Below are 24,337 nucleotides of genomic sequence, written 5' to 3' on the forward strand. Positions count from 1 at the left end.
CAGGGGGATGCGCTCTGCCCTCCCCGCCGTGTCAAGCCGACTCGGTGGGGAGACCGGCCTCCACCCAGTCCTGGATGCCCTCGCGGTACTTGCGGACGTTGGTGTAGCCGAGCGCGGTGAGCCGATCGGCGACCTGTCCGCTGTTGGCGCACGCCGGGTTGGAGCAGTAGGTGACGATCGCGGCGTCGCGGTCGGGCAGCAGGGTCGGCGCCTGGGCGTTGACGTCGGCGAAGACCAGTTCGAGGGCACCGGGCAGGTGCTGCTTGGCGTAGTACTCGCCGCCCAGGGTGTCGAGGACGGTCACGGTGCCCGCTTCGATCGCTGCCTTCAGCTCGTCGCGGGTGATGAGTGCGGTCATGCCAGTACCCTCCAAGGAATAGGACTGTGGTCCGGTTATTCATGGATAGTAACCGGACCACAGTCCGCTTGCAATGGAAGTCGGAAGAACCGAGCCGGCGACCTGCCGATGTTGAGCCCGCCCGTCCGGCGAGGCGGGGGAAGCGCGGTCGCACCCCAGGGGGTCGGGTGCGCCCACTCGCCGGACGGACGGGGGTTCTAGAGGGCGAGCCGCGCCCAGACGACCTTGCCGCGACCGCCGTTGAGGCGCCGGTATCCGCAGCCGCCGGTCGCCAGGAGCCGCACCATCATCAGGCCCCGCCCGCCCTCGGCCTCCACATCGGTGTCCGGCACCACCGGCGGCGCATGGGACGGGTCCCACACCCGGAACTCGACGGCGCCGTCCAGGAGCGTGACCCACGCCTGGACCTCATGCCCCTCGACAGCGTGCACCACGGCGTTCGTCGCCAGCTCCGACATGATCGTCCGCCCGACATAGTCGAGCCGCGCCAACCCCCACGCCTCACACGCCTGCGACACCAGCGACCGCGTCAGATACACGCTCTCCGGATAAGCCCGCCAGCGAAGCGCGAACTCATTCGACGCCTTTGACGAAAGCTTGTCCCGCATGTCCCGAATGCCATTCATCCCGGGCCACCCTTTCGCGACTATTCCCTGGCGAGAGAATGCCGCCTCCGGATACAGTTAGCGTCATTCAATCAATCAATCTGTACTTTGAGGATCTTGAATGCCTTCCGCGAACGACCTTGATCCAGACAACGACCACTGGCACTGGCTTGCCTCTGACCTGCGCATATGGCGCACGGAAAGGAACATGACACAGGAAGCTCTTGGAGGACTTCTGAGTGTGACCAAATCTCACGTTTCGAACTGGGAATCGGGCCGCGAAAATCTACCCATGAAGCACGCCGAAACTTTGGATCTAATTTGGCGCACTCGCGGCCACTTTGCCCGACTTCGACGGTTAGCCGAGAGAACGCACGACCCAGGCTGGTGGTCCCAATACACTCCCTTGGAGGCGAAAGCGACCTGTGTGAGCTACTGGGCACTCGCGATCATCCCCGGGCTGCTCCAGACCGAGGACTACGCCCGAACGCTGCTTGAAGACGGCCAGATCATTGAGAACGTCGAAGCGGCCGTTGCCGCACGCATGGCAAGGCAAGCGGTCCTCGAACGCGAGAAGCCTCCCGAGCTGCGCATCCTTCTCAACGAGGCGGCGTTAGAACAACCGGTCGGCGGACCTGAGGTCATGCGGCAACAGCTCGCCCATCTGATAGCCCTCAGCCACAGACGAAACGTCATCCTTCGCACTGTGCCCCGCAACGTGGGAGCGCATATCGGCCTGGACGGCTCGTTCACCCTTCTGAGCGGAGGAAACTGGTCTGCGGCCTACATGGAGGCGAACACAGGTGGCAGACTGACGCACGACCCCACGATGCTTGACGACTTCGTAAGGCGCTTCGACCTCATAGGCTCGGAAGCCTTGTCAGCGTCCGCCTCACGGAGTCACGTCGCCCGGATTATGGAGGCCATGAAGTGATCGAATGGCGGAAGGCCAGCCGGAGCAACGCGTCCGGAAACGAATGCGTCGAGGTTGCCGCTCTCGCGGAGGGACGCGGCATCAGGGACAGCAAGGCACCCGACACCGGCCACCTCACCCTCTCCCCCACGAGCTTCACCCAGCTCATCATCCGTGTGAAGCGCGGCGACCTGGACGTCTGACGCTCCCGCCCCCGGCCGAACGGGTCAGCAGAGCCGGGCAGATCTTGCACCGAACGACCCAAGTCCGGACGTCGGTCACGGCAGCATCGCCAGGGCAAGCAGTGCTCCCGGCATGCCTCCACTCGCGTGGGGCGGCGAGTAGTGTCGCCGGGGTGTCCGAGGACGACTTCACCATCAGGCTTACGTTCGATCAGGCGTTGGTGCTCTCCGACTGGCTCGACCGCATGGAGACCAACGACGAGTTCGACGCGCTGGTGAACGAGGACCGGGCGGTGTGGTCGCCGATCCTCAAGATCTCGGGGACGTTGGCCACGTCGCTGGGGGAGATCTTCCTGCCGGACTACACCGCTCGCCTGGACGCCGCCCGAGAGCGGCTCAAGGACACCCTCGGCGATCTCGGCCGGCCACCGGCGGATCCTTGACGGACAGGCTCCCTCAGGGGGCGCCCAACTCACGATCACGGCTTCGGCTGTGGTCCCGGTCTCGCATACCCGTCGCCGGCTGCTCGGCCGGCACCCGTCGGCGCTGGTTCCGGAAAGAATCTGAGATTTCGTCGTCGCGGATGTCGAGAACGCGGGGCCGGCTCCGTCCCGGGGGCACGAGCAGCCGAGAACGGCCGCTCGACGACGCCGACACGGGAGCGACGACCATGGAGCAGCACGAGATCACCGAGATCCTCGACCGGCCGTACAGCCAGGAGCTGCTGGCGCGTGATGTGACGCGGCTGGCCTACGTGGCGAAGGACGGCACGCCTCGCAACGTGCCGATCGCGTTCACCTGGAACGGCTCGGAGATCGTCATGTGCACCAGCAGGAACGCCCCGAAGCTGGGGTCCCTGCGTGAGCGGCCCGAGGTGGCGCTGACGATCGACACCGAGGTGCACCCGCCGAAGATCCTGCTCATCCGGGGGCGCGCCGAGCTCGACGTCGTCGACGGCATCCCGGAGGAGTTCCTCCAGATGAACGGCAGCTACGAGATGACGCCCGAGCAGCGCGTCGAGTGGGAGGCCGAGGTCCGCTCCCTCTACGACGGCATGGTCCGGATCGTCGTCACCCCGACCTGGGTGAAGCTCATCGACTTCGAGACCACGCTGCCCAGCGCGGTCGAGGAGCTGGCGCGGCAGCGGGCCGAACGCCAGAACGCCTGATTCACCGACGTGAGCCGTGGCAGGCGCAGGCATTTCACCCGGACGTGTCCCGGTCCGCCGCCGTCCGCAGGCGGATTTCGTCGGCGGCTCCGAGCGCGAGTGCGACGACGTCCCCGGCGCTCGCGCCGCTTTGCCAGGCTTCCGTGTACGCCTGAGGCTCCAGGTGCTCGCGCACCCGGTTCTCGGTACGGGTGTGGTGAAGGTGGAAGGGGCGCAGGCCGGTGAGCGCGGCGCCGGTCACCTGGCGCTGGCGGTGCGCGGCGCCCAGCAGGCGGGCGGCGTGATGGTGGTGCCCGAGCACGCCCGCCGTCCAGGCGAGCGTCTCCATGCCCCATGCGGGGCCCCAGCGGTCGTCCATGGCCCGTTGCCGCAGGAGGGCGTCGCAGAGGGGTGTCAGCGCACCCGCGGGGTCGCCGTGCAGGAGTTCGGTGAGGCCCGTGAGCCATTGGGCCCAGGTGCGCGCCCACCCGGCTCCCGAGGCGACGGCCTCGGCGACGTAGGTCTCGCGCGCGGCCACGGCGACGCTCTGGTCTCCGAGGAACGCGGCCGCCATCGCCCAGAACATGGTGGCCATGTGGGCGTCCCCGGTGAGGCCCGCGGCCCTCAGCCCCTCACGCGCCCGGGCCAGCCGCTCGATGCAGGCGGGGTCGTCGCGGGCCAGGAGCGCGTGGACGCCCTCGACATAGGCCATGGCGGGAGCCCGCACGTCCTGGTCGCCTTGGCGGCACTCGTCCATGAGCGTCTCGGCGGCCCTCTGGTCCCCCTGAATGGACGCGATGAAGGTCTTCATGGCCGTCACCGTGACCGTCGTCTCGCGGATGCCGGGACCGGCCGAGAGGCTGTCGAGCCAGTGGCGCGCCTCGCCCAGCGTGCCGCTGAAGAACCATGACCGGGTGCGCGTGAGGTCGGCGGCGATGTCCGCACCGGTCCGGGCGCGGTCCGGGCGGTCGACGCAGAACCCCAGGGCGGCGCGGAAGTTGGGCAGTTCCGTGCGCAGCCGGTCCAGCCATTCGACTTCTCGCGGGCTGCACCAGTCCGCGGCTGCGCCCGCGGCGAGGGCGTGGAAATGGTCGCTGTGGCGGATGCGGTAGTCGGTGGCGTCGCCGTCCCTCTGAAGCAGGTCCAGCCCGTACTGGCGGATGGTTTCGAGCAACCGGTAGCGCGCCGAGCGGCCGCCGCCGTCGACCACCACGACGGACTTGTGGATGAGGCCCGTGATCAGGTCGAGCACGTCGGCCCGCTCGATGCCGTCGCCCGCGCACACCGCCTCGGCCGCCTTGAGGTCGAAACCGCCGGTGAAGACCGACAGCCGCGTCCAGAGCATGCGCTCGCAGGGCGTGCACAGGTTGTAGCTCAGGTCCATGACCCCGCGCAGCGTCCTGCGGTGACGGTCGGAGGCGGGCCCCCGAGGGTCGGACAGGAGACGGAAGCGGTCCTCCAGCCGCTCCAGGATCTCCTCGACGGTGAGGGAGGTCAGGCGGACCGCCGCCAGTTCGATGGCCAGCGGGATGCCGTCCAGGCGCCGGCAGAGTTCGGCGGCCGAACCGCCGTCCCGCAGGGGTGCGGCGCAGGCCGCCGCCCGGTCGCTCAGCAGCCGGACGGCCTCGCATGCGCCCCCGTCGCCGCCGGGCCGGAGCGTCAGGCCGGAAACGAGGAGGACGTGCTCGCCCGGCACACCCAGCCGCTCGCGGCTGGTGGCGAGCACCCGGAGACCCGGCGCCGCGCACAGCAGCCGCTGGACGAGCCGCGCCACCGCGTCGACCAGGTGCTCGCAGTTGTCGAGCACGAGCAGCAGGTCCCGATCGCGCACGTGGTCGGCCAGGGCGTCCATCGCGGAGCGCACCGACTGGTCGCGGAGCCCGAGCGCCTCGGCGACGGCGCGGGCCACGAGCGTCGAGTCCGTCAGCGCGGCGAGGTCGGCCAGCCACACCCCGTCGGGGAAGTGGGACCTCGCCTGCCCGGCGGCGCGCAGAGCCATCCGCGTCTTGCCGACTCCGCCGACTCCGGTCAGGGTGACCAGGCGCGACGCGCGCAGCAGGCGCCGCGTCTCGGCCAGTTCCCTCTCCCGGCCGACGAAGGACGTCGTCTCGGCGGGCAGGTGGCCGCCTCCCCCCGGTGACGGGCGGCGGGTCGCGGCGAGCTCCGGGGCGGAGGCGAGGATCCGCCGGTGCAGCGTCCGGAGTTCGTCGCCGGGGTCGATCCCCAGCTCTTCGGCGAGGTGCCGGCTGACCTCGCGGTAGCGCTCCAGCGCCTCTCCCTGCCTGCCGCACCGGTAGAGGGCCAGCATCAGCTGCGCCCAGAAGCGCTCCCGGAACGGGTGGCGTCCGGTCAGTCGCCGCAGCTCCGGAAGCACGTCGGCGGGACGTCCGCACTGCATGACCGCGTCGATCCACCGCTCCTGCGCGGCGAGATGCCGTTCGCTCAGCGCCGGGACGACGTCCTGGAACTGCTCCGCGGGCAGGTCGGCCAAGGGTTCGCCCCTCCAGAGCGCGAGCGCCTCGCCGAGCAGCTCCGCCGCGCGCTCGTGATCGCCCGCGGACGACGCGGCGGCACCCTGCCGGACGAGGGCGTCGAACCGGCGCGCGTCCACGGCGTCGGGCGGGACCTTGATCATGTACCCGCGGCGATCGGTCACCACGACGTCCGGGCCGAGCGTCCGGCGGAGTCGCAGGACGTAGTTCTGGACGGCGTTGCGCGCGCCGCGCGGCGGGTCCTCGCCCCACAGCCGGCGCGCGAGGGCGTCGACCGAGACGATCCGGCCCGCGTCGATGAGCAGCGCCGCCAGGATGGAGCGTTGCCGACCGGCGCCGATCGGCACGCGCACGCCGTCGCGCGCGACCTCGAGAGGCCCCAAGATCCCGAATTCGTACCGGGCGTTCACTGTCCCAAGTTATAACGATGGGTTAGTAAACGCCTACGCTCCGCGTCGAGAAGCCGGTCGCGGGGCGGGCGACCGCCGCCCGCACGCCCGAGGTCACCGGCGACGCCCGTGTCAGAATCCTCGGCATGAGCCCCCCGTCCCTCACCGAGCGCAGGCCGCCCTGGGTCGTCTTCACCTCCGGTGACGACCCGTGGGTGGCCGCCGAAACGGCGGCGCTCCAAGAACAGGGCGGGCTCGTCTTCCGGCTGGACGGTCGAGAACTGCTCCAACCGGCGTCACTGTTCCGCGCCTTCGCCCGGGAATTGTCCTTCCTCGGCTATTTCGGCCACAACTGGGACGCGCTCGTGGACTGCCTGCACGATTGGCACGGCCCGGGGCACGGCGAGCAGGACGTCGCCATCCTCGTCGACAACGCCGACGAGTTGTCCGGTGCGGAGTTCCTGGGCCTGCTCGTCTCGGTGCTCTGCCAGGCGGCCTGGAAGGCGAATCTGCAACTCGACGCCGACGGGGTCCCGCACGAGAACGGGAAGCCGTTCGCCTTGCACTTCGTGCTGCTGCTCGACCGCACTCCGCCCGCCGTCTTCGCCGAGGCGGCGGCGAGCGGCAGGGACGTCGAGGTGACCGTCGAAGGCGGACGCCTGGCCGCCACACTCGCCGCTGAGGACGATCCCTGACGAGGAGCCTGCGGTCGCGGGCCTGGAAGTGGCCGAAGGCGACGTCACCGAGGCGGCCGGGGCCGTCATCTCGAAGATTGGTCCCCGGCGGCACGGGAATTCCGTTGGACCAACGCGGAACGATCACAATTAGCGACCATGATCTACCTCAATGCTACTCTCAAGGACCGGGTCGCCCCCGAGAGGACGCCGCAACCCAAAAGTAGTTAAGCACCGTTCGACCGGCCGTTAAGTGCAACCATTTTCGTTGCCGACTCGTGATGTTGTTCTCTTGATCATATTTGGTACCGTTCCCCGGATGGCGAAAGCCAGCGCGCGGACTGATCTCCTGCATCCGCGCAAGGAAACCCCTGGGGGGCACGTATGAAGACGGCTCTGCGCCGTACAGTGCTGTCGTTGTCAGCACTCACCGTCACCACTGTCGGAACCCTGTCCCTCATGAGTCCAGCGAACGCCGCCGCGGCCTACTCGGTGCCAGGTGTCTGCGGCAGCAGCTACAAAGAAGTGCGAAGCATCGCTCTCTCGGGCTACAACAAGACCGCCGACGGTTGGGGCACCGTCGCATACGTGAAGATCGGCTACAACGCCAGCAACGGCAAGAATTGCGCCTTCACGCAAAAGTCGACGACGAACCACAGCTACGGAAAACTGTCCGAAGTCAGCGTCAAACTGCGGGAGCTGCGGTACAACGGAACCTCTATCGACATCGGCGGGCCCTACCGGTACTACGCGGGACCGGTCTATGTGTCCGCCCGTGACACCTGTATCAATGTCTGGGGCTGGGAAGACTGGGCGGGCTCGTATGACTTCGGCCCGATAGCCTGCGGCTGAGCGCACCGGTCAGTCGCCGTGGTCGCACTGTCGTCGGCAGTGCGACCACATCGGTGTCCGCGCACCCACACTGAAGCAGTGCCGGGAGGAACCGGCCCCCGCCCCGGTCGGAGCGTGAGCCGGTCACGTGGCGAAGCCCGGCCACGAGGGTCATGGCGGGGCTCAGGCGGGAGACACGCCCCGGACCGGGTCCTCCAGGAGGACCTCGCCCCAGCAGGCCGTGCCCTCGTCGGTCCGGTGGCTGCCGTGCTGGCAGCCGTCCGAGCCGGTCCAGATCTGTGCCACCACCTGCCGGGGGCTGAACTCCTTCGGCACCGCGTCGTGCACGGTGATCCTCGCGAGCCGCCGTCCGTCCTTGGTCAGCACCTTGCAGTCGAGCCTGACGCCACCCGGAAGCACGGGGTCCTCGTCGGCGTCGATGCCGTGGGAACGCGCGGCGAACCGGAGCAGGTCCCTCGCCCGCAGTCGCGCCCGGACGACCGGCTGGTCGCCGGCCCCGTGCTGCTGGATGAAGATCTGAAGCAGCGTGAGGAAGTTCTCGGCCGAGAGGCCCTCGGCCCCGGCGGAAGCAGTGAGAGTCGGCGCCTTTTCGTTGTTGGAGGCCCCCATGGGGATCCTCTCCTTCCGGTTGTGATTTGCGGATGATTCGAGTCCTGGACTCGTGGAATATCGTCCGTACGCACTCAGGAGGCGGCAAGGGAACGCACGATGTCGCGATGTTGAACGGTCGGGGGGCCGCGAGGCAGGTCCCTGCCGGTCCGCCCTGACAGGCTTGAGCCGGCCAGCCCGGCGAGGTGCGAGTGCTCGTGGAACGGGAAAGCGTCCCGGCGTCGGGCGGCACGATGCCGCCTGCGGCCCCGTCAGGAGACGGAGGAACCGGCGGGCGAGTGGAGTCCGCCGCCCACGATGGGAACGGCCCCGCCCACCAGCGGGCGCAGCCGGTCCTTGTGGACCTCGGCGATGACGACCTTGTTGACGTTCACCGCCTCGGCGACCTTGAAGTCGACCAGGAGGCCGGCGACTCGCTTTGGCGACCCAGCCGGGAAGCGAAAAGCGCCGGGCCATTGATCGGCCCGGCGCTCCTGGTCGTCCTTCGCGAGTGTCAGATGCGGGTCATGGTGGACGTGTACCCGCCGCCGCCCGGGTAGGTCCATCCGCCGGTGAGGGTGGCGCCGTCAGGGCTGAAGGTGCCCTCGAAGTAGGCCGGGCTGCCCTTGGCTCCGCCCCAGATGGTCAGTTTGTCGCCGGTCAGCTCGTAGACGTAGTCGAAGGTGTTGCCGAACGAGTCGTAGTACCGCGACATCACGTCCTCGCCGGCGGGCTCGCCGAACGGGCGGAGATTGCCGATCACTTCCATGCCGGTGGCGGGCTCGCCGAACTGGATGAGGTCGACGTGCTGGAGCAGGAAGTAGCGGCCGGGCATCCACTCGTAGCGGACGGTCCCCTCGGCCCCGCCGGTGACCTTCCAGGTGCCGACCAGGCGGTCGAGAGCCTGCACCTCGGCGCTCGGCTGGGCGCTCTCGTCCGGGCGGGTCTCAGACATCATGTCCTCCTCTGTGTGGATGTTCGCCGGTACCTCGGAGCGGACGTCGGCCTCTGGACATGGGAGAGCTGTGATGTAGGTCACTCGGCGAGGGTGTCGAGAATCCGGCCCCGGTCCCGAGGTAGCGGCGAGAACCGCGGGAACTCGGCTCGTGCACTCTTGGACCAAGGGGAGGATCGCCATGAAGTACCTGCTGCTCAGCTACACCCCGGCCGCCGCCTGGGACGCCGCCACCGCCGACGCTCCGTCGGAGGAGGCGCTCGCCGCGTTCGCCGAGTATCAGAAGTTCGAGGGGGAACTGACCGACACCGGCGAGTTCGTCACCAGCGAGGGGCTCGGCCACCCGGTAGTCAGCACGACGGTGCGCAGGGCACCGGACGGCGTCGTCGCGACCGACGGGCCGTTCGCCGAGCTCAAGGAGGTCCTGGCCAGCTTCGCCGTGATCGACGTGGCGGGCCGCGAACGCGCCGTGGAGATCGCTTCGCGGATCGTGGAGGTGCTCGGCGAGCCGATCGAGATCCGGCCGATCATGGGGGAGGAGTTCGGGGCGTGAACGGCGACGTCGAGCATCTGCTGCGCACGGAGGCCCCGCAGGTGCTCGGCGCCCTGGTGCGGCGCTTCGGACGCTTCGACATCGCCGAGGACGCCGTCCAGGAGGCCCTGCTGGCGGCAAGCGAGGACTGGCCTGCCCGGGGCGTGCCGGAAGACCCGCGGAGCTGGCTGATCAGGATCGGTTACCGGCGCATGGTGGACCTGCTCCGCTCCGACCAGGCCCGGCGCCGGCGGGAGCACGAGGCCGGGGCGACCGAGCTGGCGATGCGGGCGCCGGCCCGTCGAGCCGGTCCCCCGCCGGAGGTCGATGACAGCCTCACGCTGCTGATGCTGTGCTGCCACCCCGCGCTGAGCACCACGTCCCAGGTCGCGCTCACGCTGCGCGCGGTCGGCGGCCTGACGACCGCCGAGATCGCGCACGCCCACGGCACGACCGAGGCCGCCATGGGGACGCGGATCAGCCGTGCCAAGCAACGGCTGGCCCGCGCCGGCGCCCGCTTCACTCCCCCGACCGACGCCGACCGGGACGCGCGGACGGCCACCGTGATGCGGGTGCTCTACCTCGTCTTCAACGAGGGCTACACGGCCACGGCCGGACGTGCGCTCGCCCGCGTCGACCTGACGCGGGAGGCGATCCGGCTGGCCCGCATGCTCCGCGCCTCGCTCCCCGACGACGCCGAGGCGACGGGCCTGCTGGCGTTGATGCTCCTCACCGATTCCCGGCGCCGGGCCCGCACCGGCGCCGACCACGAACTGGTGCCGCTGGACGAGCAGGACCGCACGCTCTGGGACCCGGACCTGATCCGCGAGGGCACCGAGCTGATCGACGGCGTCTGGAACCGCGGCGCGGCGGGCCCCTACCGCCTTCAGGCGGCCATCGCCGCCGTGCACGCGGCGGCCGCGTCGCCGGAGGAGACCGACTGGCCGCAGATCGCGATGCTGTACCTCTGGCTCGAACGCCTCACGCCCACCGCGCCGATCCGGCTCAGCCGCGTGGTGGCGGTCGCCCGAGCGTACGGACCGGCCCGGGGCCTGGCCCTCCTGGACGACCTCAACAGCCGGCACGGCCTGGACCGCGACCCCCTGACGCGGCAACGCGAGCGCGCGGTGCGCGCCCACCTTCTGCAGATGACGGGCGACAACGCGTCCGCCTCCGCTTTGTATCGCCAGGCGGCCGCCCTGACCGAGAACCAGGTGGAGCGGCGCTACCTGCTCGGCAAGGCCGACCGCCTCGACTGACCGCGGCATGCCCGACCGCAGCGGGGACGGCGGTCGCGAATCCGGCTCGGTATCGAGATATCGTGGTCTGTCGTTTCGACTGGTGAGGGAGATGGCTGATGGCCGCGGCGGCGGAGTTGGGGTCGGAGGAACTGATCGATGTGTTCAAGGCCCTGGGCAACCCTGCCCGATTGCAGATCATGCAGTGGCTGAAGGACCCCGAGCGGCACTTCGGCGAGTGGGAGCCGATCGCGGACCGCGAGGAGGTCGGCGTGTGCGTCACGCACATCCAGGCCAAGACGGGGCTCGCCCAGTCGACCGTCTCCAGCTACATGAGCACGCTCGAACGGGCCGGGCTCGTGCGTGCGACCCGGGTGGGCAAGTGGACCCACTACCGGCGGGACGAGGGGCGGCTGGCGCGGCTGGCGGAGGCGCTCACCATCACCATCTGATTGACGAATCGCGATATGTCGATATGATTTTCCCATGTCGACCTCGGATGTCGCTCCCCTCGCCCTGATCGTCCACGCTCATCCCGAGCCCCGCTCGTTCAGCACCGCCCAGATGACCACCGCGGCCCAGGCCCTGCGCGAGGCCGGATACCGCGTCGACGTCCTCGACCTCTACTCCGACGCCTGGGCCCCGACCCTCGCCCGTGACGACTTCCCACCGGTGGAAGGCCACTTCAAGCCGCAGGCCGAGCAGATGCGCGCGGTCAGGGAAGGGACGCTCGACGCGACCGTCCAGGCTCACCTCGATCGACTGCTCGCCGCCGACCTGCTCGTGCTGTCGTTCCCGTTGTGGTGGTTCTCGCTGCCCGCGATCCTCAAGGGATGGGTGGACCGTGTCTTCGCCATGGGGGCGGTCTTCGGCGGGGACTACGGTTTGTTCGGCGACGCGGCGCTCGCCGGGAAGCGAGCGATGCTGCTGTTCACGACCGGCGGTCCCAGCGAGATGTTCCAGCCCGGCGTCTTCGGCTCCATGGACGACTTCCTGTTCCACATCCGTCGCGGAATGCTGGAGTTCGTCGGCTACCGGGTGCTCGACCCCGTGGTCACCTATGGACCCGCCCACATGACCGACCAGGAACGAGCGGCGGCGCTGGAGGCGGTCAGGGAGTCCGTCACCCTCATCGCGGCGGAGCCCACGTCACGCGACGCCTCATTGGTGTGAATCGGCCTCGGCGGCGAATCGCAGGATGCGTTCGTTCACCCGATCGGCGCACTGGCCCGAGATGGCGTGCGTGGCCTCGGGCCACAGCTCGGCCTGGACGTGAGGGATCAGCTGCCGCGCTCGCTCGTGGGCGGTCGTGGGGTCGTGGATGACGCTGCGGCCGGCGACGATGGCAAGGATCGGCATCGGCAGTGAGCGGAGCTGGTCGTCCTCGAAGAGGGCCGGTTGCGGGGTCGCCTTGCGGTATCCGCGCATCGCGGCGTCGATGACGCGACCGACCGGGTCCGCGAGCGGGTCCGTGCCCTGACCGTCGATGTAGCGGAGGAAGCGGGGCGTCGCCCGCCGGGACAGGCCCGGGATCAGGGTGGGGATCGTGCGCGCGACCAGGGCGAGCGGCATGCGGGCGAGCGTGTTGATGGGGTCGAGCAGGGTCGCCGACGCCACCCGCCGAGGACGTCGGACGGCCAGGTTGCAGGCCGTCCAGCCGCCGAGCGAAACACCGACCAGGTGAGCGCGGGCCAGGCCGAGCCCCTCCAACGTCTGCTCCAGCCATGCGGCCTGGTCGGATGCGTCGCGGATCGGAGCCGTCTGGGCACTGGCTCCCAGGTGGACATGCCGAAGCGGGTCGACCACGAGCGGCGGCGGGCGGAGTTCGCCGAGGCCGTGTGGCGGATCGCGGCGGAGGCCGGGCCGGCCGCCGTGACGATGAGCGCGGTCGCCGCCGAGGCCGGGACGTCCGTCGGCCGGATCCAGCACTACTTCCCCGGCAAGGACGATCTCCTCGCCACGGCCGCCGCGGCGCTCCGCGACCGGATCGACCGGCGCGTCCGGAATGCGCTCGGGCGCGTTCCCGATCATGCGAACCCGACGGCCACGCTCCACGCGCTGCTCATGGCCCTGCTCCCGGTGGACGAGGAGAGCCGCGCGACGGCACTGGTCGGCGCCGCGTTCTTCCATCACACCCTGCGGCATCCGGAGTCGTCCGCCCGCCACCGCGAGGGGCACGAGCTGATCGTGTCCGCCGTGGCGGACCGGCTCCGGCACGGGGAGACGCCGCCGTCCGGCGACGATGCCGAGCGAGAGGCCCGGCTCCTCGTCGCGCTCGTCCAGGGGCTCGCCACCCAGCTCCTGCTGGGGCACATCACCGCCGACGACGCCGACGTGCTCGTCCGGCAGCAACTCGACCGCCTCCAGGCGACCGGAGCGCCGCCGGCCCGTACCGCCCGCCCCTCCATCTGAGCATGTCGTACCTTTTCCTGTGATCGCCCGTTTTCTGTAATCGACGGGAGGGTGGCGGGGTCTCTTCTGGCGTGGCCGAACGGTTCGGTCCGGTGGCGCGAAGGGATGCGGATGGACGGCGGCGAGGAGCGGCTGGTCGCGGCGGCGCAGGCCGGGGACGCGGCGGCGAGGGAACGGCTGGTGTCGACCTGCCTGCCGCTGGTGTACAACGTCGTCGGCCGGGCGCTGGACGGTCACGCGGACGTGGACGACGTCGTCCAGGACACCATGCTGCGGATGCTGAACGGCCTCGGCGGCCTGCGCGACCCGTCGCGGTTCCGGTCCTGGCTCGTGGCGATCGCGATGAACCAGGTGCGGCGGCGGTGGTCGGCGAACCGGAGGCGGCCCGCCGTCGGCCTGGACGCGGCGCACGAGATCCCCGACCCCGGCGGCGACTTCGTCGAGATCACCATCGTCCGGCTCGGGCTGTCCGGGCAGCGCAAGGAGATCGCCGAGGCCACCCGGTGGCTGGACCCCGCCGACCGCGACCTGCTCTCACTGTGGTGGTCAGAGGTCTCGGGCGAGCTGACGCGCACCGAACTCGCCGCGGCGCTGGACCTGAAGCGGCGCCACGCGGCCGTGCGCGTGAACCGGATGAAGGAGCAGCTGGAGACGGGACGGCTCGTGGTCCGCGCGCTCGCGGCGACACCGCCGTGCCCGGGCCTCGCCGAGGTGACGGCCTCGTGGAACCGGCGGCCCACGCCCGTGTGGCGCAAGCGGATCGCCCGTCACGCGCGCGGCTGCGACGCCTGCGGCGCGCACCGGCGCAGGCTCGCCCCGGCGGAGGTGCTGCTCGCGGGCATGGTCCTCGTCCCGCCCCCGGCCCATCTCTCGGCGGCGGACCTGGCGAACGCCAAGCTGTCGGCCGCGGACGTGGCCCTGCACGCGTCGCGCGGCGCCCGGACGGCGGCGATCGCCGGGACGGCCGCGGTCGCGGCGGTCGCGGCGGCCGTCTGGTTCTTCGCCATGCCCGACGACGAGCGGCCCCCGGCCGCCGCGCTCCCGAGCGCGCCCGCGGCCACCCCGAGCGCGACGCCGACCTCCTCCGAACGTCCGTCGCCCTCCCCGTCCAAGACCCGCCGCTCGCCCAAGCCGCGCAAGACGTCCAAGGCGCCCCTCAGCCCGGGACGTCAGGTCGTCCGCCTCGCCAACATCCAGCGGGCCAGGCACGGGTGCCGTCCCCTGCGCGAGAATCCGAGGCTGACCAGGGCGGCCCAGAGGCACTCCGCCGACATGGCGGCGCGGCGCGTGCTCTCCCACGACGGCGCGGGCGGGCAGGATCCGGGCGCCCGCATCACCGCCGCCGGATACCGGTGGCGGGCCTGGGCGGAGAACATCCAGCAGGGCGCCGCGACGCCGTCCTCGGCGGTGTCGAGCTGGATGACCAGCACCTACCACCGCGCCAACATCCTCAACTGCGACTACACCGAGATCGGCGTGGGCGTCGCATCCGGCCCCGGCGGCCCCTGGTGGACGCAGGACTTCGCCTCGCCCCAGTGAGGCGTGCGCGCCGGGGCGGTTCGCGCCCTTCCCCCGCGCGCACGCCTCCGCACGTCAGCGGGTGCCGAAGTTCTGCGTCCAGTACGGGGTCCCGGACCTGAGCGCGACGCCCACGCCGATGTTCCTGAACCGGCAGTTGAGGATGTTGGCCCGGTGCCCGGAGCTGTTCATCCAGGCGGACATGACGGCGGCGGGCGTCCGCTGGCCGGAGGCGATGTTCTCGCCGTAGGTGGACCAGCGGTAGCCGGCGGCGGTGATCCGGTCGCCGGGGCTCTTGCCGCTGGGGTTGGTGTGGTCGAAGAAGTCGCGGGCGACCATGTCCTCGGAGTGGCCCTGCGCGGCGGCCTGCAGCCGGGAGTCGACCGTCAGGGCGCCGCAGCCGTTCTTGGCGCGCTCGGCGTTGGTCAGGGAGACGACCTGCTGGGCGAGCGTCCCGCCGCCACCCCCGCTGCCGCCGCCGGGCGCCGTCGACCGGGGCGCCGGCGTGACCGGCCGCTTCTTCTTCTGCGGACGCTTCGTGGTGTGCTTCGCGGGCTTCTTCGCGACGGTCGAGCGCTTGGCGGTCTTGGACGCCTTGGGCTTGCCGGCCGTCGCCTTCGTCTTGGCGGGGGACGGGGTGGGCGCGGGGGCCGCGCGGTCGGCGACCGGCCTGGAATCGGCCGGGGCGTCCGAGGGTCCGGTGACGCCGTAGGCGACCCCGGCCGTCAGGGCGACCACGCTCGCGCTCGCGCCGACGGCGGCCCACCACCGCCCGCTCGGACGCGGCGCCCGTCCGTAGCTGCCGCGGCGCGTCCGGGGGCTCCGTCTCGACCCCGTGTCGTTCCTCTCGCTCACGTAAGCCTGCCTTCCTGGTTTCCAGGGATTTGTCGGACACCTGGGAGACCCGGCGGGTACGCACGGATAACAGAAAGCACGACAGAAATCTGAGAATCGCGCCTTACCTGCGAGAACGGACCGAGAGGCGAGCCGGCACTGCCGCCGCGCACACGGTCGGCGGACTCGTGTGCCGTCGCGAAGGGAAGAGCGCCCGCGGAGGTCGGCCGGCGGGGCCGGCGTGCTGCGGAGAGGAGGATGCGAGCGCGGGCGATGCCGACCGGGACTGGGATAAAGCGCTTTCACTCGCTGAGATCTTGCGTATTCTCCTCGTGACCTCTGGCGCGGCGACGGAAGGACGCGGGATGAGCGGAAGCGGAGGGAGGGCGCGGTGAATCCGTACGGAGGAGGACAAGCGCCCGGACCCGGATGGCAGCCCGGACCGCCACCGCAAGGTCCGTGGCAGCAACCCCAAGGCCCGTGGCAACAGCCGCAAGGCCCTTGGCAGCAGGGGCAGGGTTCATGGCAGCAGCCGCAGGGCCCGGGGCGGCCCCCGCACGGGCCGTGGCAGCCGGGTCAGCCGCGCCGGATGACCTTCGGGCGCCTCTTCAATCCGTTCGCCGTGGCGAACGCGGTCTTCACGCCGTCCCGGCCGGAACGCGTGCACGACCCGGCGGTGAAGAAGGTGCAGATCTGGCGAACGGTCGTCGGTCTGGTCGCCGTCACGTGGATGCTGGTCTCCTACGGGCTGGCGAAGGACGCCAACGGCGTGTTGGACGACCGCTTCGCCCAGATCCGCACCACCCTCATCACGCTGGCGGTGACGTTCCCGATCGCCGTCGCCGTCTTCATCGCGGCGGCCCGTCCGCCCAACCGGCGCCTGTTCCTGCGCCGCGCGGCCAAACCCGCCGGGGCGCTGCTCACGCTGGTGGTCACGCTCGCCGCTCCGAGGCTGGCCACGGGGCTGGGCTATGTGACCGAGGACACCGACTGGACGGCGTCACCATGGCGGCTGGTGCTCCTGTTCGCGATCGGCGCCTTCTCGTTGTGGTACATCCCCTTCGGCCTCTACGGCGTCGTGCAGTCACTCGTGCACGTCTTCCGGACGGCCGACCTCCACGACACGGTCCCGCCACTCCTCGCGACGCTGCTCGTCTGGGAAGTCGCCGTCTTCGACGTCTTCCAGGGCGCCTACGGCAGCGTCCCGTTCGTGGCGCGGCTGGCCTTCATCCTGGGTGCCCCGCTGTCCGTCACCGCCGTCGCGATGTGGGAGCTGCGCCGGCTGCGCACGCGGCACGGCATCACCCTGCGCGGAGCGCTCGGCCGCTGAGCCGCCGCAGCCGTCGATGGGCCGTCGCTCCCGACGGCCCATCGACGCGGTCTTCTAGCGATGACACCGAAGTTGGTGCCCCGGGCCCGCCACGACTGTGACCGCGTCTGGCCGTCAGCGGCCGGAGCGCACACAATGCGGGGAGGAGAGGGACGGTGCCACGAATGGAACGCGAGCACTACGGCCGCCTTCTGCGGCTCGCCTACCTGACGCTCGACGGCGGAGACCACCCGCTCTCGCCCGCTCGCCGCGCCGTCGCCGAGGCCATGCGGGTGCGGCGCGGCGGCTATCCGGCCATGCGGGCACGGCTCGTCGCGATCCTGCTCAAGGACCCGCCGACCGGGCGGCACCGGCTTCGCGGCCTCCTCTTCGAGCCCGCGCGAATCGAACCGGGCCCCGTCAGGGCGGCTCTGCTGGAGTTACCGCCGCATGAGCGGCTCGCCTACCTGCTGCACCGGGACGGGCTCGCCGCTCCCGAGGTCGTCGCCGAGCTCGGCGTCCATCTCCCGATCGTCTTCGGGGACGTGGACGGGATCATCAGCGCCGTGGGCGACCGGACGGGCATGGACGAGGCCGCGCAGCGAGCCGAGATCGAGGCGTTCGAGCCCGACCTCGTGCGGCTGCGGCCGCCGCTCACCTTCCCGCGCGCGGGGCGCGCCGCCGTGGCGGGCGTGGCCGCCGCGGCGCTCCTGGCGGTCACCGGGACCGTCCTCACCCGGGCGGACGTGGGCCGCGACGCCCCCGCCCTGATCGCCCTGCATGCGTGGTCGGCGAACAGCACGCCGACCATCGACGACTGGCCCTCCCAGGGCTCCCTGCTGCGCGACGCGAAGCTGCTGCGGCGGGCAGCGGACGCCTGGCGCGGCGACCGCCGCGATCCGCCGCTCGGCCGCGTCGTCGTCCTGTACGCCGGGACGGTGGACGGAGCGTCGCTGGTCGTGCTGCGCGACTCCCCCGGACCGCGGGACACGACCAGCGTGGCGCAGTACTTCGAGCGGCGGCTGTCGCGGGGCGTGGAGTCGGTCCGCAAGCTCGGGACCGACGCCGGGCAGCTCATCATGGTGGGCATGACGTGGCGCTACCTCGTCCCGCCGTGGCTGCTGGACGTGCGGGCGGCGGTGCCGTCCGGGCGGTCCCCGGAATGGCGGCCGGTGGACGTCCGGGACGGGCTGAGCGCTCCGCTGCCATGGAACTGGTTCACGCCGCGGTGCCAGAACTACGTGGTGTTCCAGATGAGGTCCGGGGTGGGGACTGTCACCCAGCTCGCCTCGAACGATCCGCGGTCGGCGGCGCCGCGCGTGTGGTTCCGCGATCCGGCGGAGCAGGAGGGGCCGTCCGGGTGGGCGGCGCTGAACGCCGTCGCCTGCGCGGGGGCGACGTCCCTGAGCGAGTCGGGCGACCTGCGGCTGGGGCGGCTCTGGACCGGACGGCTGCCCGACGGCGGCGGCCGCGCGACCCTGCTCACGGTGGACGCGTCCTCTCCGCCGGGCGGCGCGGGCCGCTCGGTGCTGATCTCCGAGGACGGGCAGGCGCTGTCGGAGCGGGGCGGGACGAACGGCGACTTCGCCTCGCCCGGCGAGACGGCGGCCGCGGCGGTGTGGTGGCGGTCGCCCCGGCGCTGGCGGCTGGTCGCCGCGGCGGGGCCGGGCGTCGCGCGGCTGAGGTCGGTCGGTGAGCTGGGCTCCCACGAGGACGCGCCGGACCGGCAGGGCGACGCCCCTCTGCTCCTGGTGCCGGGCCCGCGCACCGGGGACGCGGCCGACCTGCCGGTCGTCCAGGTCGTGGCGTACGAGCGGGACGGGGACCGCACGGTCGTCACCCCCCGTTGACGGGCCCCGGCGCAGGCGGTCACTTCAGGTTGGAGGTGAGGGTCCCCTCGGCGCCGAACAGCTCCTCGCGCCAGCGTTCCAGCAGGTCGGTGCTGTCGAAGTCGTCCGGGTGGAAACCGGGCTCGTTGTAGGCGCGCAGGCGCCGGATCACCTCGCGTTTGAGGAACGGCGAGTGCCGGAGCGCGGCGAGGCTGCGGCGCAGCCGTCCGGGACGGTAGGTGGCGGGGTCGCCCAGCAGCGAGATGGTCGTGCCGGTGACCATGAGGAACAGGAACCCCGCGCTGATGACCCGCATGGTCCGGACGCGGGTGCGCTCGGTGCCGCCGACCTGCCGGAAGACGTCGAACGCGACGGCCTTGTGCTCGGACTCCTCCAGCGCGTGCCACAGCAGGATCGACCGGACGCTGGTGTCGCCGAGCAGGTCCCGCGCGCGGGGGTCGGTGAGCAGGCACTCGGCCACGGTCGCGGTGTAGTGCTCCAGCCCGGCGGTGAAGCCGAGGCGGACGATCGGCGGCAGGAAGCGGTCGGCGAGCCGGAGGTCGCGCTCGACGACGGCGGAGATCCGATGGGTCGGGTAGCCCATCGCGCGGAGCGTCCTGTTGAGGTGGTCGTGCTCGCGCCCGTGGACGACCTCCTGCCCGATGAAGCCGCGCACCCGGGCGGCGAGGTCCGGGTCGGTGACGCGGTCGCGGTAGTGCCGCACCGAGCGGACGAAGAAGTCCTCGCCCGGCGGGAACGTCGCGGACAGCAGGGCCACGAGGTGGCTCATGACCAGGTCGCCGTCCACGTAGTGGCGGCGCAGGGATCCCTCCGGGTGGTCGAAGGCGACCCGGCGGGTCTGGATGGCGTGCTGGGTCATGCGGACCTCATCTCGGACGCGGGGGCGTGTCGGGGGCCGAGTAGACGTAGTCGTCCAGCGGGAACGTGCGGGCGGCGTGCGCGGCCTGCGCCGCACTCGTCGGCCGCAGATAGGGCGTGTCCCCTTATTGGAGTACTTGTCGAATATACCTCCGGAAGTCCACCCCGCCAGGTGTCGTCAGGTACACCCCCCACCCGGGTTCTCGGCCCAGTGCCGCCGGACCCGGCGACCGGCAGTGTTGATCACGTTCGGCAGACGACCTTCCAGGAGGAACCCCATGTCGCGGATCTCCCTCACCGCCTCGCTCGCCTCGGCCACCGCCCTGATCGCCGGGGCGGCCCTCGTCGCCGCCCCGGCGGCGAGCGCGGCCCCGTCCGAGGGCCCGCACGGGCTCGACCGGAAGGTGCGGGCCGCCGCCGACCGGCTCGTCGCCGACGGCGCGCCCGGCGTGATCGTGATGACCCGCCGCGGCGGACGCGTCTCGCACGTGACCGCGGGCGTGTCCGACAAGGCCACCGGCGCCCCGATGGACCACCGGCTGCTGTTCCGGATCGCGAGCGTGACCAAGTCGTTCACCTCGACGGTCGTGCTCCAGCTCGCCGCCGAGCACCGGCTCTCGCTGGACGACACCGTGGAGACGTGGCTCCCGGGCGTCGTCGCGGGCAACGGCAACGACGGATCGAAGATCACCATCCGGCAGCTGCTCGCGCAGACCAGCGGCCTGAACGACTACACGCCCGATCCGCGAGTGATGTCCGACCCCACGCGGGCCTGGACGCCGGCGGAGCTCATCGCGATCGCGATGGAGAAGCCGCCGCAGTACGCGCCCGGGACGAGCTGGAACTACTCCAACACCAACTACATCCTGGCCGGGATGGTCATCGAGAAGGCGACCGGGCGCTCGGTGGGCGCCGAGTTCCAGCAGCGCATCTTCAAGCCGCTGCGGCTGCGGAACACGTCCTACCCGACGACCGACTCCTCGTTCCCCGGCCGCTACGTGCACGGGTACTACTACGACTACGGGGACGTGAGCACGCTCATCAGCCCGTCCAGCGCGAGGACGTCCGGCGGCATCGTCAGCACGGTCGACGACGTGGCCCGCTTCCACCGCGCCCTGTTCACCGGCAGGCTGCTGCCGCCGAAGCAGATGCGCGAGATGCGGGCCGTCCAGCCGGTCAACGACGACGGGATCGTGGAGGACTACGGCCTCGGCGTCGCCCGCATCAAGTTCTCCTGCGGGTACGCGTGGGGCCACGACGGCGGCTTCCCCGGATACCGGACCTGGACCTACACCAGCGCCGACGGACGCAGCCAGGCCGTCATCACCTACAACGAGTCCAAGCTGGAGTACGACAAGACCTTCCGGGCCGACCTCGCCAAGGCCGCCGACACCGCCTTCTGCGCCTGATCCCGGTTCCTCTGGGTGGACGTCGCGGCGTCCACCCAGAGGAACCGTCCTGGTGCGCGGGCTCGCTTATAAGCGGATGAGCAGCGGTCGCGGGGTTTTGTTCCTCCGCCCTACAGAAGAAGGGTGCGCGCGGTGCGTACGGTCGGGACGTCCCGCTGCGCAGCCGGGCACGCGGGCAAGACGGAGGTGTGCCGATGAACCGAGCCCTCGCATCCGGCGTTCCCGGCGAGCGCGCCGCGCATCTCCCGCCGCGGCTCGCCGAGCTGATCCGGCCGGAGCTGCCGAGCCTCGCCGAGGAGATCGTCGCCGAGATCCGCCGCGCCATCCCCGAGTACGCCCGGCCGCTCGACGGCCCCTACGGCCACGTGCTGCGGCTCGGCGTCGAGCGCAGCCTGGCCGCGTTCGCCGAGCGGATCGCGGCGCCCGCCGGGACGCCGGCCGGCGACGCCCCGGCCGGGACGGCGCGGATGCTCGGCCAGTACGAGGCGCACGAGGGGCGCAGCATGGACAGCCTCCAGGCCGCGTACCGGATCGGCGGGCAGGTCGCCTGGCGCCGCGTCATGAAGGTCGCGCCGCGCCACGACATCTCGTCGGCCGTGCTGTCGCGGCTGGCCGACGCGCTGCTGGCCTACATGGACGAGCTGGCCGCGCAGTCGCTCGACGGCCACCTGCACGCCAGGGCGCGTCCCATCCGCGCGCTGGACGAGCGGCGCCGGCGGCTGCTGCGCCTCCTCCTCGCCGTCCCGGGCCCGGACGGCGCCGAGCCCGCCACGTCCGCCGACCTCAAGGAGGCGGCCGACGGGGCGGGGTGGCCGCTGCCGGACCAGGTCACGCTGGTCGCCGTCGAGCCGGACGCCCACTGCGTCTGGACGGCGCTGGACGAGGACGTCCTCGCCGAACTGGAATGCCCGGAGCCGCACCTGCTCCTGCCCGGCCCGTTCACGCCCGAGCGCCGCGCGATGCTGGACGAGGCGCTCCCGGGCCGCCGTATCGCGGTCGGCGTCGCGATGCCGGCCGGCCAGGCCGCGGACTCCCTGCGCTGGGCGCGGCAGGCGCTCGGCCTCGCACTCGACGGCGTCCTCGACGGGCCGGTGACGCTGTGCGAGGAGAACCTCGTCGCGCTGTGGCTGCTGTCGGATCCCGCGCTGGTCGAGCAGCTCGCCCGGCGCCGCCTCGGCGTCCTGGACGGCATGACCCCGGGCCGGCGGGACCGCCTGACCGAGACCTTGCGGACCTGGCTCGTCACCCGCGGCACCGCCGCCGAGATCGCCGAGCGGCTGCACATCCACCCCCAGACCGTCCGGTACCGGATGCGCAAGATCGAGCAGTCCCTCGGGGACGCGCTGGCCGACCCGGAGGCCCGGTTCGGCATCGAGGTCGCGCTCCGCGCCGCCCACCTGCGGTCGCGCCGTCCCGCCCCCGCCCCGCACCGGCCGGCGGCGGGGCATCGCACGTCGGCCCGCCCGCGCGGTCTCCGGCATTTGCGATGATCTACGGGTGACCGTTACGAAGCGGACCCGTCTCCGCCTGATCGGCGCGGCGGTCCCCGCCGTCGGCACGCTCGCCCTCAGCACCCTCGTCCTCGGCGCGTGCGGCACCGCCGTGCCCGCCGCCGGGCACGGCGCGGGACCCGCCGCGACGCCGGCGCGGCCCCCCGCGCCCGTGCCGCCGCCGCGCTCGTCGCCGCCCCCGCCTCCCTGCACGCCGGAGGGCATCGCCGTCTCGATGAACGAGCCGGACGCCGCCATGGGCCTGCGCGCGGCGCGGATCGAGCTGCGCAACTGCGGGCGCCGCCCGTACCGGCTGAACGGCTACCCGGCGCTGCGCGTCCTCGACGACGAGCGGCAGCCGTTCAACGTCACGACCGTGCGCGGCACGAGGCAGGTCGAGGACGCCGGGCCGAAGCCGCTGACGATCCGTCCGGGCCGCACGGCCGAGTTCGTGATCGTCTGGCGGAACACGGTCACCGAGGCGGACACGGTGGCGGTGGCCGGGAAGTACCTCGAAGTCCGCCCGGCGCCCGGGCGGCCCGTCGTGATCGTCCCGGCCAACGGGCCGATCGACCTCGGCAACACGGGCCGCCTCGAAGGGACCGCCTGGCGGCTCCCGACCCGGTGACTCAGCGGGGTGGCGCCTGGATCCTGCCGATGCCGAGCGTGTTCTGCGCGGGCATCAGCCCGGTCTCCAGCACCTTCACCAGGATCGGCATCGTGAGCTGCGCCAGCCGGTCGGCCTTGGCGGCGCCGAGCGTCCGCCACGGCCCGTAGGCGAGGTCGTCGGTCGTCCGCTCGACGTCGTCGCGCAGCTCGCGCCCCCGGCCGGTCGCGGCGCCGTCCGCGTCGACGAGCCCGCGGGACGCGAGGCGGTCGCGGGCGGCGTCCCACTCCTCGCCGGTCCAGCCGCGGCTCGCGAACGTCTCCGCGGGCGCGGCCCCGACGGCGGCGAACGACACCAGCGCCTCGACCGGGTCGAGCCCGCGGGTGAGGAGCGCGGCCACGTGGCCGTCCCCGCGCTGCTCGCGCAGGATGCCGATGGCGTGCCACAGGACGAGGTGCGGCTCGTCCGGCCAGGGCAGGTCGGCGTTGGCGGCGGCGATCGGGCGTCCGGCGGTGCTCGCGGCCTCGGCGGCGGCGCGGGCCAGCTCGGCGGCCTCGGCCAGGTCCGGGCTCCCGACGCCGTCGCCGAGAAGCGTCCGGTACATGCGGTCGACGGCGCGCAGGCGGGCCTCCAGGACGCGGTCGGGCGGCGCGACCGTCCAGGCGGCGGGGATGTGCTCGGCCACCATGCGCGGGCTGAAGCTGTAGAAGGCGGCCGACACGGCGCCGCTCCCCGCTGCGCCGAGCGGCGCGGCGCGCCAGGCGAAGTAGCTCGGCCACCGCGTCTCCACGTCGTAGCCGAGTCCTTGCGCCTCGGCGAAGACCTCCGGGGAGTACCAGAACAGGGCGTGGAGGGGTTCGAGCTGGTGCCACATCTGCCGTGCGAAGCCGGGGTCCTCCGCCATCACGCGGTCCTCTCTCTCGGGATCACCTCCACTCTATCTTGACATTGCCTAGATGTCTCTCCCGGTCATGCGCGGCCGGCCAGCCACCGGGAGGCGCGCTGACCTGGGACGGCGGCACGGGCGGCCTGAGGCCCGGGCGCTCGTAGGCGTGGGTGGTCTGGTGCCGGATCTGGACGGCCCGCAGGCCGGCCGCCTTGGCTCCGTGGTTGTCGTCGAACGGG

Annotated in this window: 28 protein-coding genes; 17 read left to right on the forward strand and 11 right to left on the reverse strand. The window is 71.8% G+C overall.

The genetic code is table 11. The features are described from left to right. Positions 1-31: 31 nt before the first annotated feature. Both AB0K37_RS09280 and AB0K37_RS09285 read right to left on the reverse strand, forming a co-directional pair. Positions 32-358, reverse strand: a complete 327-nt coding sequence (locus AB0K37_RS09280) for a rhodanese-like domain-containing protein (protein WP_363977197.1) — start codon at positions 356-358, stop codon at positions 32-34. A 197-nt stretch (positions 359-555) separates the two neighbouring features. Beyond that, positions 556-984, reverse strand: a complete 429-nt coding sequence (locus AB0K37_RS09285; protein ID WP_363977200.1) for an ATP-binding protein — start codon at positions 982-984, stop codon at positions 556-558. A gap of 100 nt (positions 985-1,084) precedes the next feature. Between AB0K37_RS09285 and AB0K37_RS09290 the strand changes: the two genes are divergently transcribed. The 4 genes from AB0K37_RS09290 (at position 1,085) to AB0K37_RS09305 (ending at position 3,226) form a co-directional block, all read left to right on the forward strand. Next, on the forward strand, positions 1,085-1,897 hold the full coding sequence (locus AB0K37_RS09290; protein WP_363977203.1) for a helix-turn-helix transcriptional regulator: 813 nt from the start codon (positions 1,085-1,087) through the stop codon (positions 1,895-1,897). Then, positions 1,894-2,079 (forward strand): DUF397 domain-containing protein, encoded by a 186-nt coding sequence (locus AB0K37_RS09295; protein ID WP_363977206.1) that lies wholly within the window; start codon positions 1,894-1,896, stop codon positions 2,077-2,079. Before AB0K37_RS09290 ends, AB0K37_RS09295 begins: the two co-directional genes overlap by 4 nt. 152 nt (positions 2,080-2,231) lie before the next feature. Beyond that, positions 2,232-2,501, forward strand: coding sequence for a hypothetical protein (locus AB0K37_RS09300; protein WP_363977208.1), 270 nt, complete (start codon positions 2,232-2,234; stop codon positions 2,499-2,501). 227 nt (positions 2,502-2,728) lie between these two features. Further along, the gene (locus AB0K37_RS09305) at positions 2,729-3,226 is read left to right on the forward strand and encodes a pyridoxamine 5'-phosphate oxidase family protein (RefSeq protein WP_363977210.1); all 498 of its coding nucleotides are present in this window, start codon (positions 2,729-2,731) and stop codon (positions 3,224-3,226) included. Between the two features lie 34 nt (positions 3,227-3,260). On the opposite strand, the gene AB0K37_RS09310 is transcribed toward AB0K37_RS09305, so the two are convergent. After that, positions 3,261-6,080, reverse strand: a complete 2,820-nt coding sequence (locus AB0K37_RS09310; RefSeq protein ID WP_363977213.1) for a BTAD domain-containing putative transcriptional regulator — start codon at positions 6,078-6,080, stop codon at positions 3,261-3,263. A 152-nt stretch (positions 6,081-6,232) separates the two neighbouring features. Between AB0K37_RS09310 and AB0K37_RS09315 the strand changes: the two genes are divergently transcribed. Then, positions 6,233-6,781, forward strand: coding sequence for a barstar family protein (locus AB0K37_RS09315; protein ID WP_363977215.1), 549 nt, complete (start codon positions 6,233-6,235; stop codon positions 6,779-6,781). A gap of 363 nt (positions 6,782-7,144) precedes the next feature. Beyond that, positions 7,145-7,612, forward strand: coding sequence for a hypothetical protein (locus AB0K37_RS09320; RefSeq protein ID WP_363977218.1), 468 nt, complete (start codon positions 7,145-7,147; stop codon positions 7,610-7,612). A gap of 162 nt (positions 7,613-7,774) precedes the next feature. Here AB0K37_RS09320 and AB0K37_RS09325 read toward each other — a convergent pair whose 3' ends face one another. From AB0K37_RS09325 to AB0K37_RS09335, 3 genes are all read right to left on the reverse strand, one after another. Then, positions 7,775-8,221 (reverse strand): hypothetical protein, encoded by a 447-nt coding sequence (locus tag AB0K37_RS09325; protein WP_363977221.1) that lies wholly within the window; start codon positions 8,219-8,221, stop codon positions 7,775-7,777. A gap of 251 nt (positions 8,222-8,472) precedes the next feature. Continuing rightward, on the reverse strand, positions 8,473-8,595 hold the full coding sequence (locus tag AB0K37_RS09330; protein WP_363977224.1) for a hypothetical protein: 123 nt from the start codon (positions 8,593-8,595) through the stop codon (positions 8,473-8,475). Positions 8,596-8,714: 119 nt separating this feature from the next. Continuing rightward, the gene (locus AB0K37_RS09335) at positions 8,715-9,155 is read right to left on the reverse strand and encodes a hypothetical protein (RefSeq protein ID WP_363977227.1); all 441 of its coding nucleotides are present in this window, start codon (positions 9,153-9,155) and stop codon (positions 8,715-8,717) included. Between the two features lie 181 nt (positions 9,156-9,336). Here AB0K37_RS09335 and AB0K37_RS09340 point away from each other — a divergent pair, with 181 nt between their 5' ends. The 4 genes from AB0K37_RS09340 (at position 9,337) to AB0K37_RS09355 (ending at position 12,098) form a co-directional block, all read left to right on the forward strand. Then, positions 9,337-9,708: a YciI family protein gene (locus tag AB0K37_RS09340; protein ID WP_363977230.1), complete on the forward strand. Its 372-nt coding sequence runs from the start codon at positions 9,337-9,339 to the stop codon at positions 9,706-9,708. Continuing rightward, positions 9,705-10,946 (forward strand): DUF6596 domain-containing protein, encoded by a 1,242-nt coding sequence (locus AB0K37_RS09345; protein ID WP_363977233.1) that lies wholly within the window; start codon positions 9,705-9,707, stop codon positions 10,944-10,946. The genes AB0K37_RS09340 and AB0K37_RS09345 overlap by 4 nt, the downstream gene beginning before the upstream one ends. A gap of 98 nt (positions 10,947-11,044) precedes the next feature. Continuing rightward, positions 11,045-11,377, forward strand: a complete 333-nt coding sequence (locus AB0K37_RS09350; protein WP_363977236.1) for a metalloregulator ArsR/SmtB family transcription factor — start codon at positions 11,045-11,047, stop codon at positions 11,375-11,377. 34 nt (positions 11,378-11,411) lie between these two features. After that, positions 11,412-12,098, forward strand: coding sequence for an NAD(P)H-dependent oxidoreductase (locus tag AB0K37_RS09355; protein ID WP_363977239.1), 687 nt, complete (start codon positions 11,412-11,414; stop codon positions 12,096-12,098). Here the strand turns inward: AB0K37_RS09355 and AB0K37_RS09360 are convergent. Next, positions 12,087-12,731, reverse strand: a complete 645-nt coding sequence (locus AB0K37_RS09360) for an alpha/beta hydrolase (protein ID WP_363977241.1) — start codon at positions 12,729-12,731, stop codon at positions 12,087-12,089. The two genes, AB0K37_RS09355 and AB0K37_RS09360, sit on opposite strands and share 12 nt — an antisense overlap. On the opposite strand from AB0K37_RS09360, the gene AB0K37_RS09365 reads away from it, so the two are divergent. Together AB0K37_RS09365 and AB0K37_RS09370 are read left to right on the forward strand one after the other, a co-directional pair. Then, positions 12,711-13,337 carry a TetR/AcrR family transcriptional regulator gene (locus AB0K37_RS09365; RefSeq protein WP_363977244.1) on the forward strand — a complete coding sequence of 209 codons (627 nt, stop codon included), beginning with the start codon at positions 12,711-12,713 and terminating at the stop codon, positions 13,335-13,337. The genes AB0K37_RS09360 and AB0K37_RS09365 overlap by 21 nt on opposite strands. 105 nt (positions 13,338-13,442) lie before the next feature. Further along, the gene (locus AB0K37_RS09370) at positions 13,443-14,876 is read left to right on the forward strand and encodes a sigma-70 family RNA polymerase sigma factor (protein WP_363977247.1); all 1,434 of its coding nucleotides are present in this window, start codon (positions 13,443-13,445) and stop codon (positions 14,874-14,876) included. A gap of 54 nt (positions 14,877-14,930) precedes the next feature. Here AB0K37_RS09370 and AB0K37_RS09375 read toward each other — a convergent pair whose 3' ends face one another. Beyond that, positions 14,931-15,710 carry a CAP domain-containing protein gene (locus tag AB0K37_RS09375; protein WP_363977250.1) on the reverse strand — a complete coding sequence of 260 codons (780 nt, stop codon included), beginning with the start codon at positions 15,708-15,710 and terminating at the stop codon, positions 14,931-14,933. A 568-nt stretch (positions 15,711-16,278) separates the two neighbouring features. Here AB0K37_RS09375 and AB0K37_RS09380 point away from each other — a divergent pair. After that, positions 16,279-17,019, forward strand: a complete 741-nt coding sequence (locus AB0K37_RS09380; RefSeq protein WP_363977253.1) for a hypothetical protein — start codon at positions 16,279-16,281, stop codon at positions 17,017-17,019. Between the two features lie 155 nt (positions 17,020-17,174). Then, positions 17,175-18,848, forward strand: coding sequence for a hypothetical protein (locus tag AB0K37_RS09385; RefSeq protein WP_363977256.1), 1,674 nt, complete (start codon positions 17,175-17,177; stop codon positions 18,846-18,848). A gap of 19 nt (positions 18,849-18,867) precedes the next feature. Here the strand turns inward: AB0K37_RS09385 and AB0K37_RS09390 are convergent, their stop codons facing one another. Next, a complete protein-coding gene (locus AB0K37_RS09390; protein ID WP_363977258.1) occupies positions 18,868-19,707 on the reverse strand; it encodes a metal-dependent hydrolase in 840 nt (279 codons plus the stop codon). 277 nt (positions 19,708-19,984) lie between these two features. Between AB0K37_RS09390 and AB0K37_RS09395 the strand changes: the two genes are divergently transcribed. The 3 genes from AB0K37_RS09395 (at position 19,985) to AB0K37_RS09405 (ending at position 23,233) form a co-directional block, all read left to right on the forward strand. Then, the gene (locus tag AB0K37_RS09395; RefSeq protein ID WP_363977260.1) at positions 19,985-21,115 is read left to right on the forward strand and encodes a serine hydrolase domain-containing protein; all 1,131 of its coding nucleotides are present in this window, start codon (positions 19,985-19,987) and stop codon (positions 21,113-21,115) included. 194 nt (positions 21,116-21,309) lie between these two features. Then, positions 21,310-22,605: a helix-turn-helix domain-containing protein gene (locus AB0K37_RS09400; RefSeq protein WP_363977263.1), complete on the forward strand. Its 1,296-nt coding sequence runs from the start codon at positions 21,310-21,312 to the stop codon at positions 22,603-22,605. Positions 22,606-22,612: 7 nt separating this feature from the next. Further along, entirely contained in the window at positions 22,613-23,233 is a 621-nt protein-coding gene (locus AB0K37_RS09405; protein ID WP_363977266.1) for a DUF4232 domain-containing protein, read from the forward strand. A 1-nt stretch (position 23,234) separates the two neighbouring features. Here AB0K37_RS09405 and AB0K37_RS09410 read toward each other — a convergent pair whose 3' ends face one another. Both AB0K37_RS09410 and AB0K37_RS09415 read right to left on the reverse strand, forming a co-directional pair. Beyond that, positions 23,235-24,116 carry a hypothetical protein gene (locus tag AB0K37_RS09410; protein WP_363977269.1) on the reverse strand — a complete coding sequence of 294 codons (882 nt, stop codon included), beginning with the start codon at positions 24,114-24,116 and terminating at the stop codon, positions 23,235-23,237. A 22-nt stretch (positions 24,117-24,138) separates the two neighbouring features. After that, on the reverse strand, positions 24,139-24,337 hold a 199-nt coding region (locus AB0K37_RS09415; protein ID WP_363977272.1), incomplete at its 5' end, for a hypothetical protein.

Source organism: Actinomadura sp. NPDC049753 (assembly GCF_040674655.1).
GTDB lineage: Bacteria > Actinomycetota > Actinomycetes > Streptosporangiales > Streptosporangiaceae > Spirillospora > Spirillospora verrucosospora.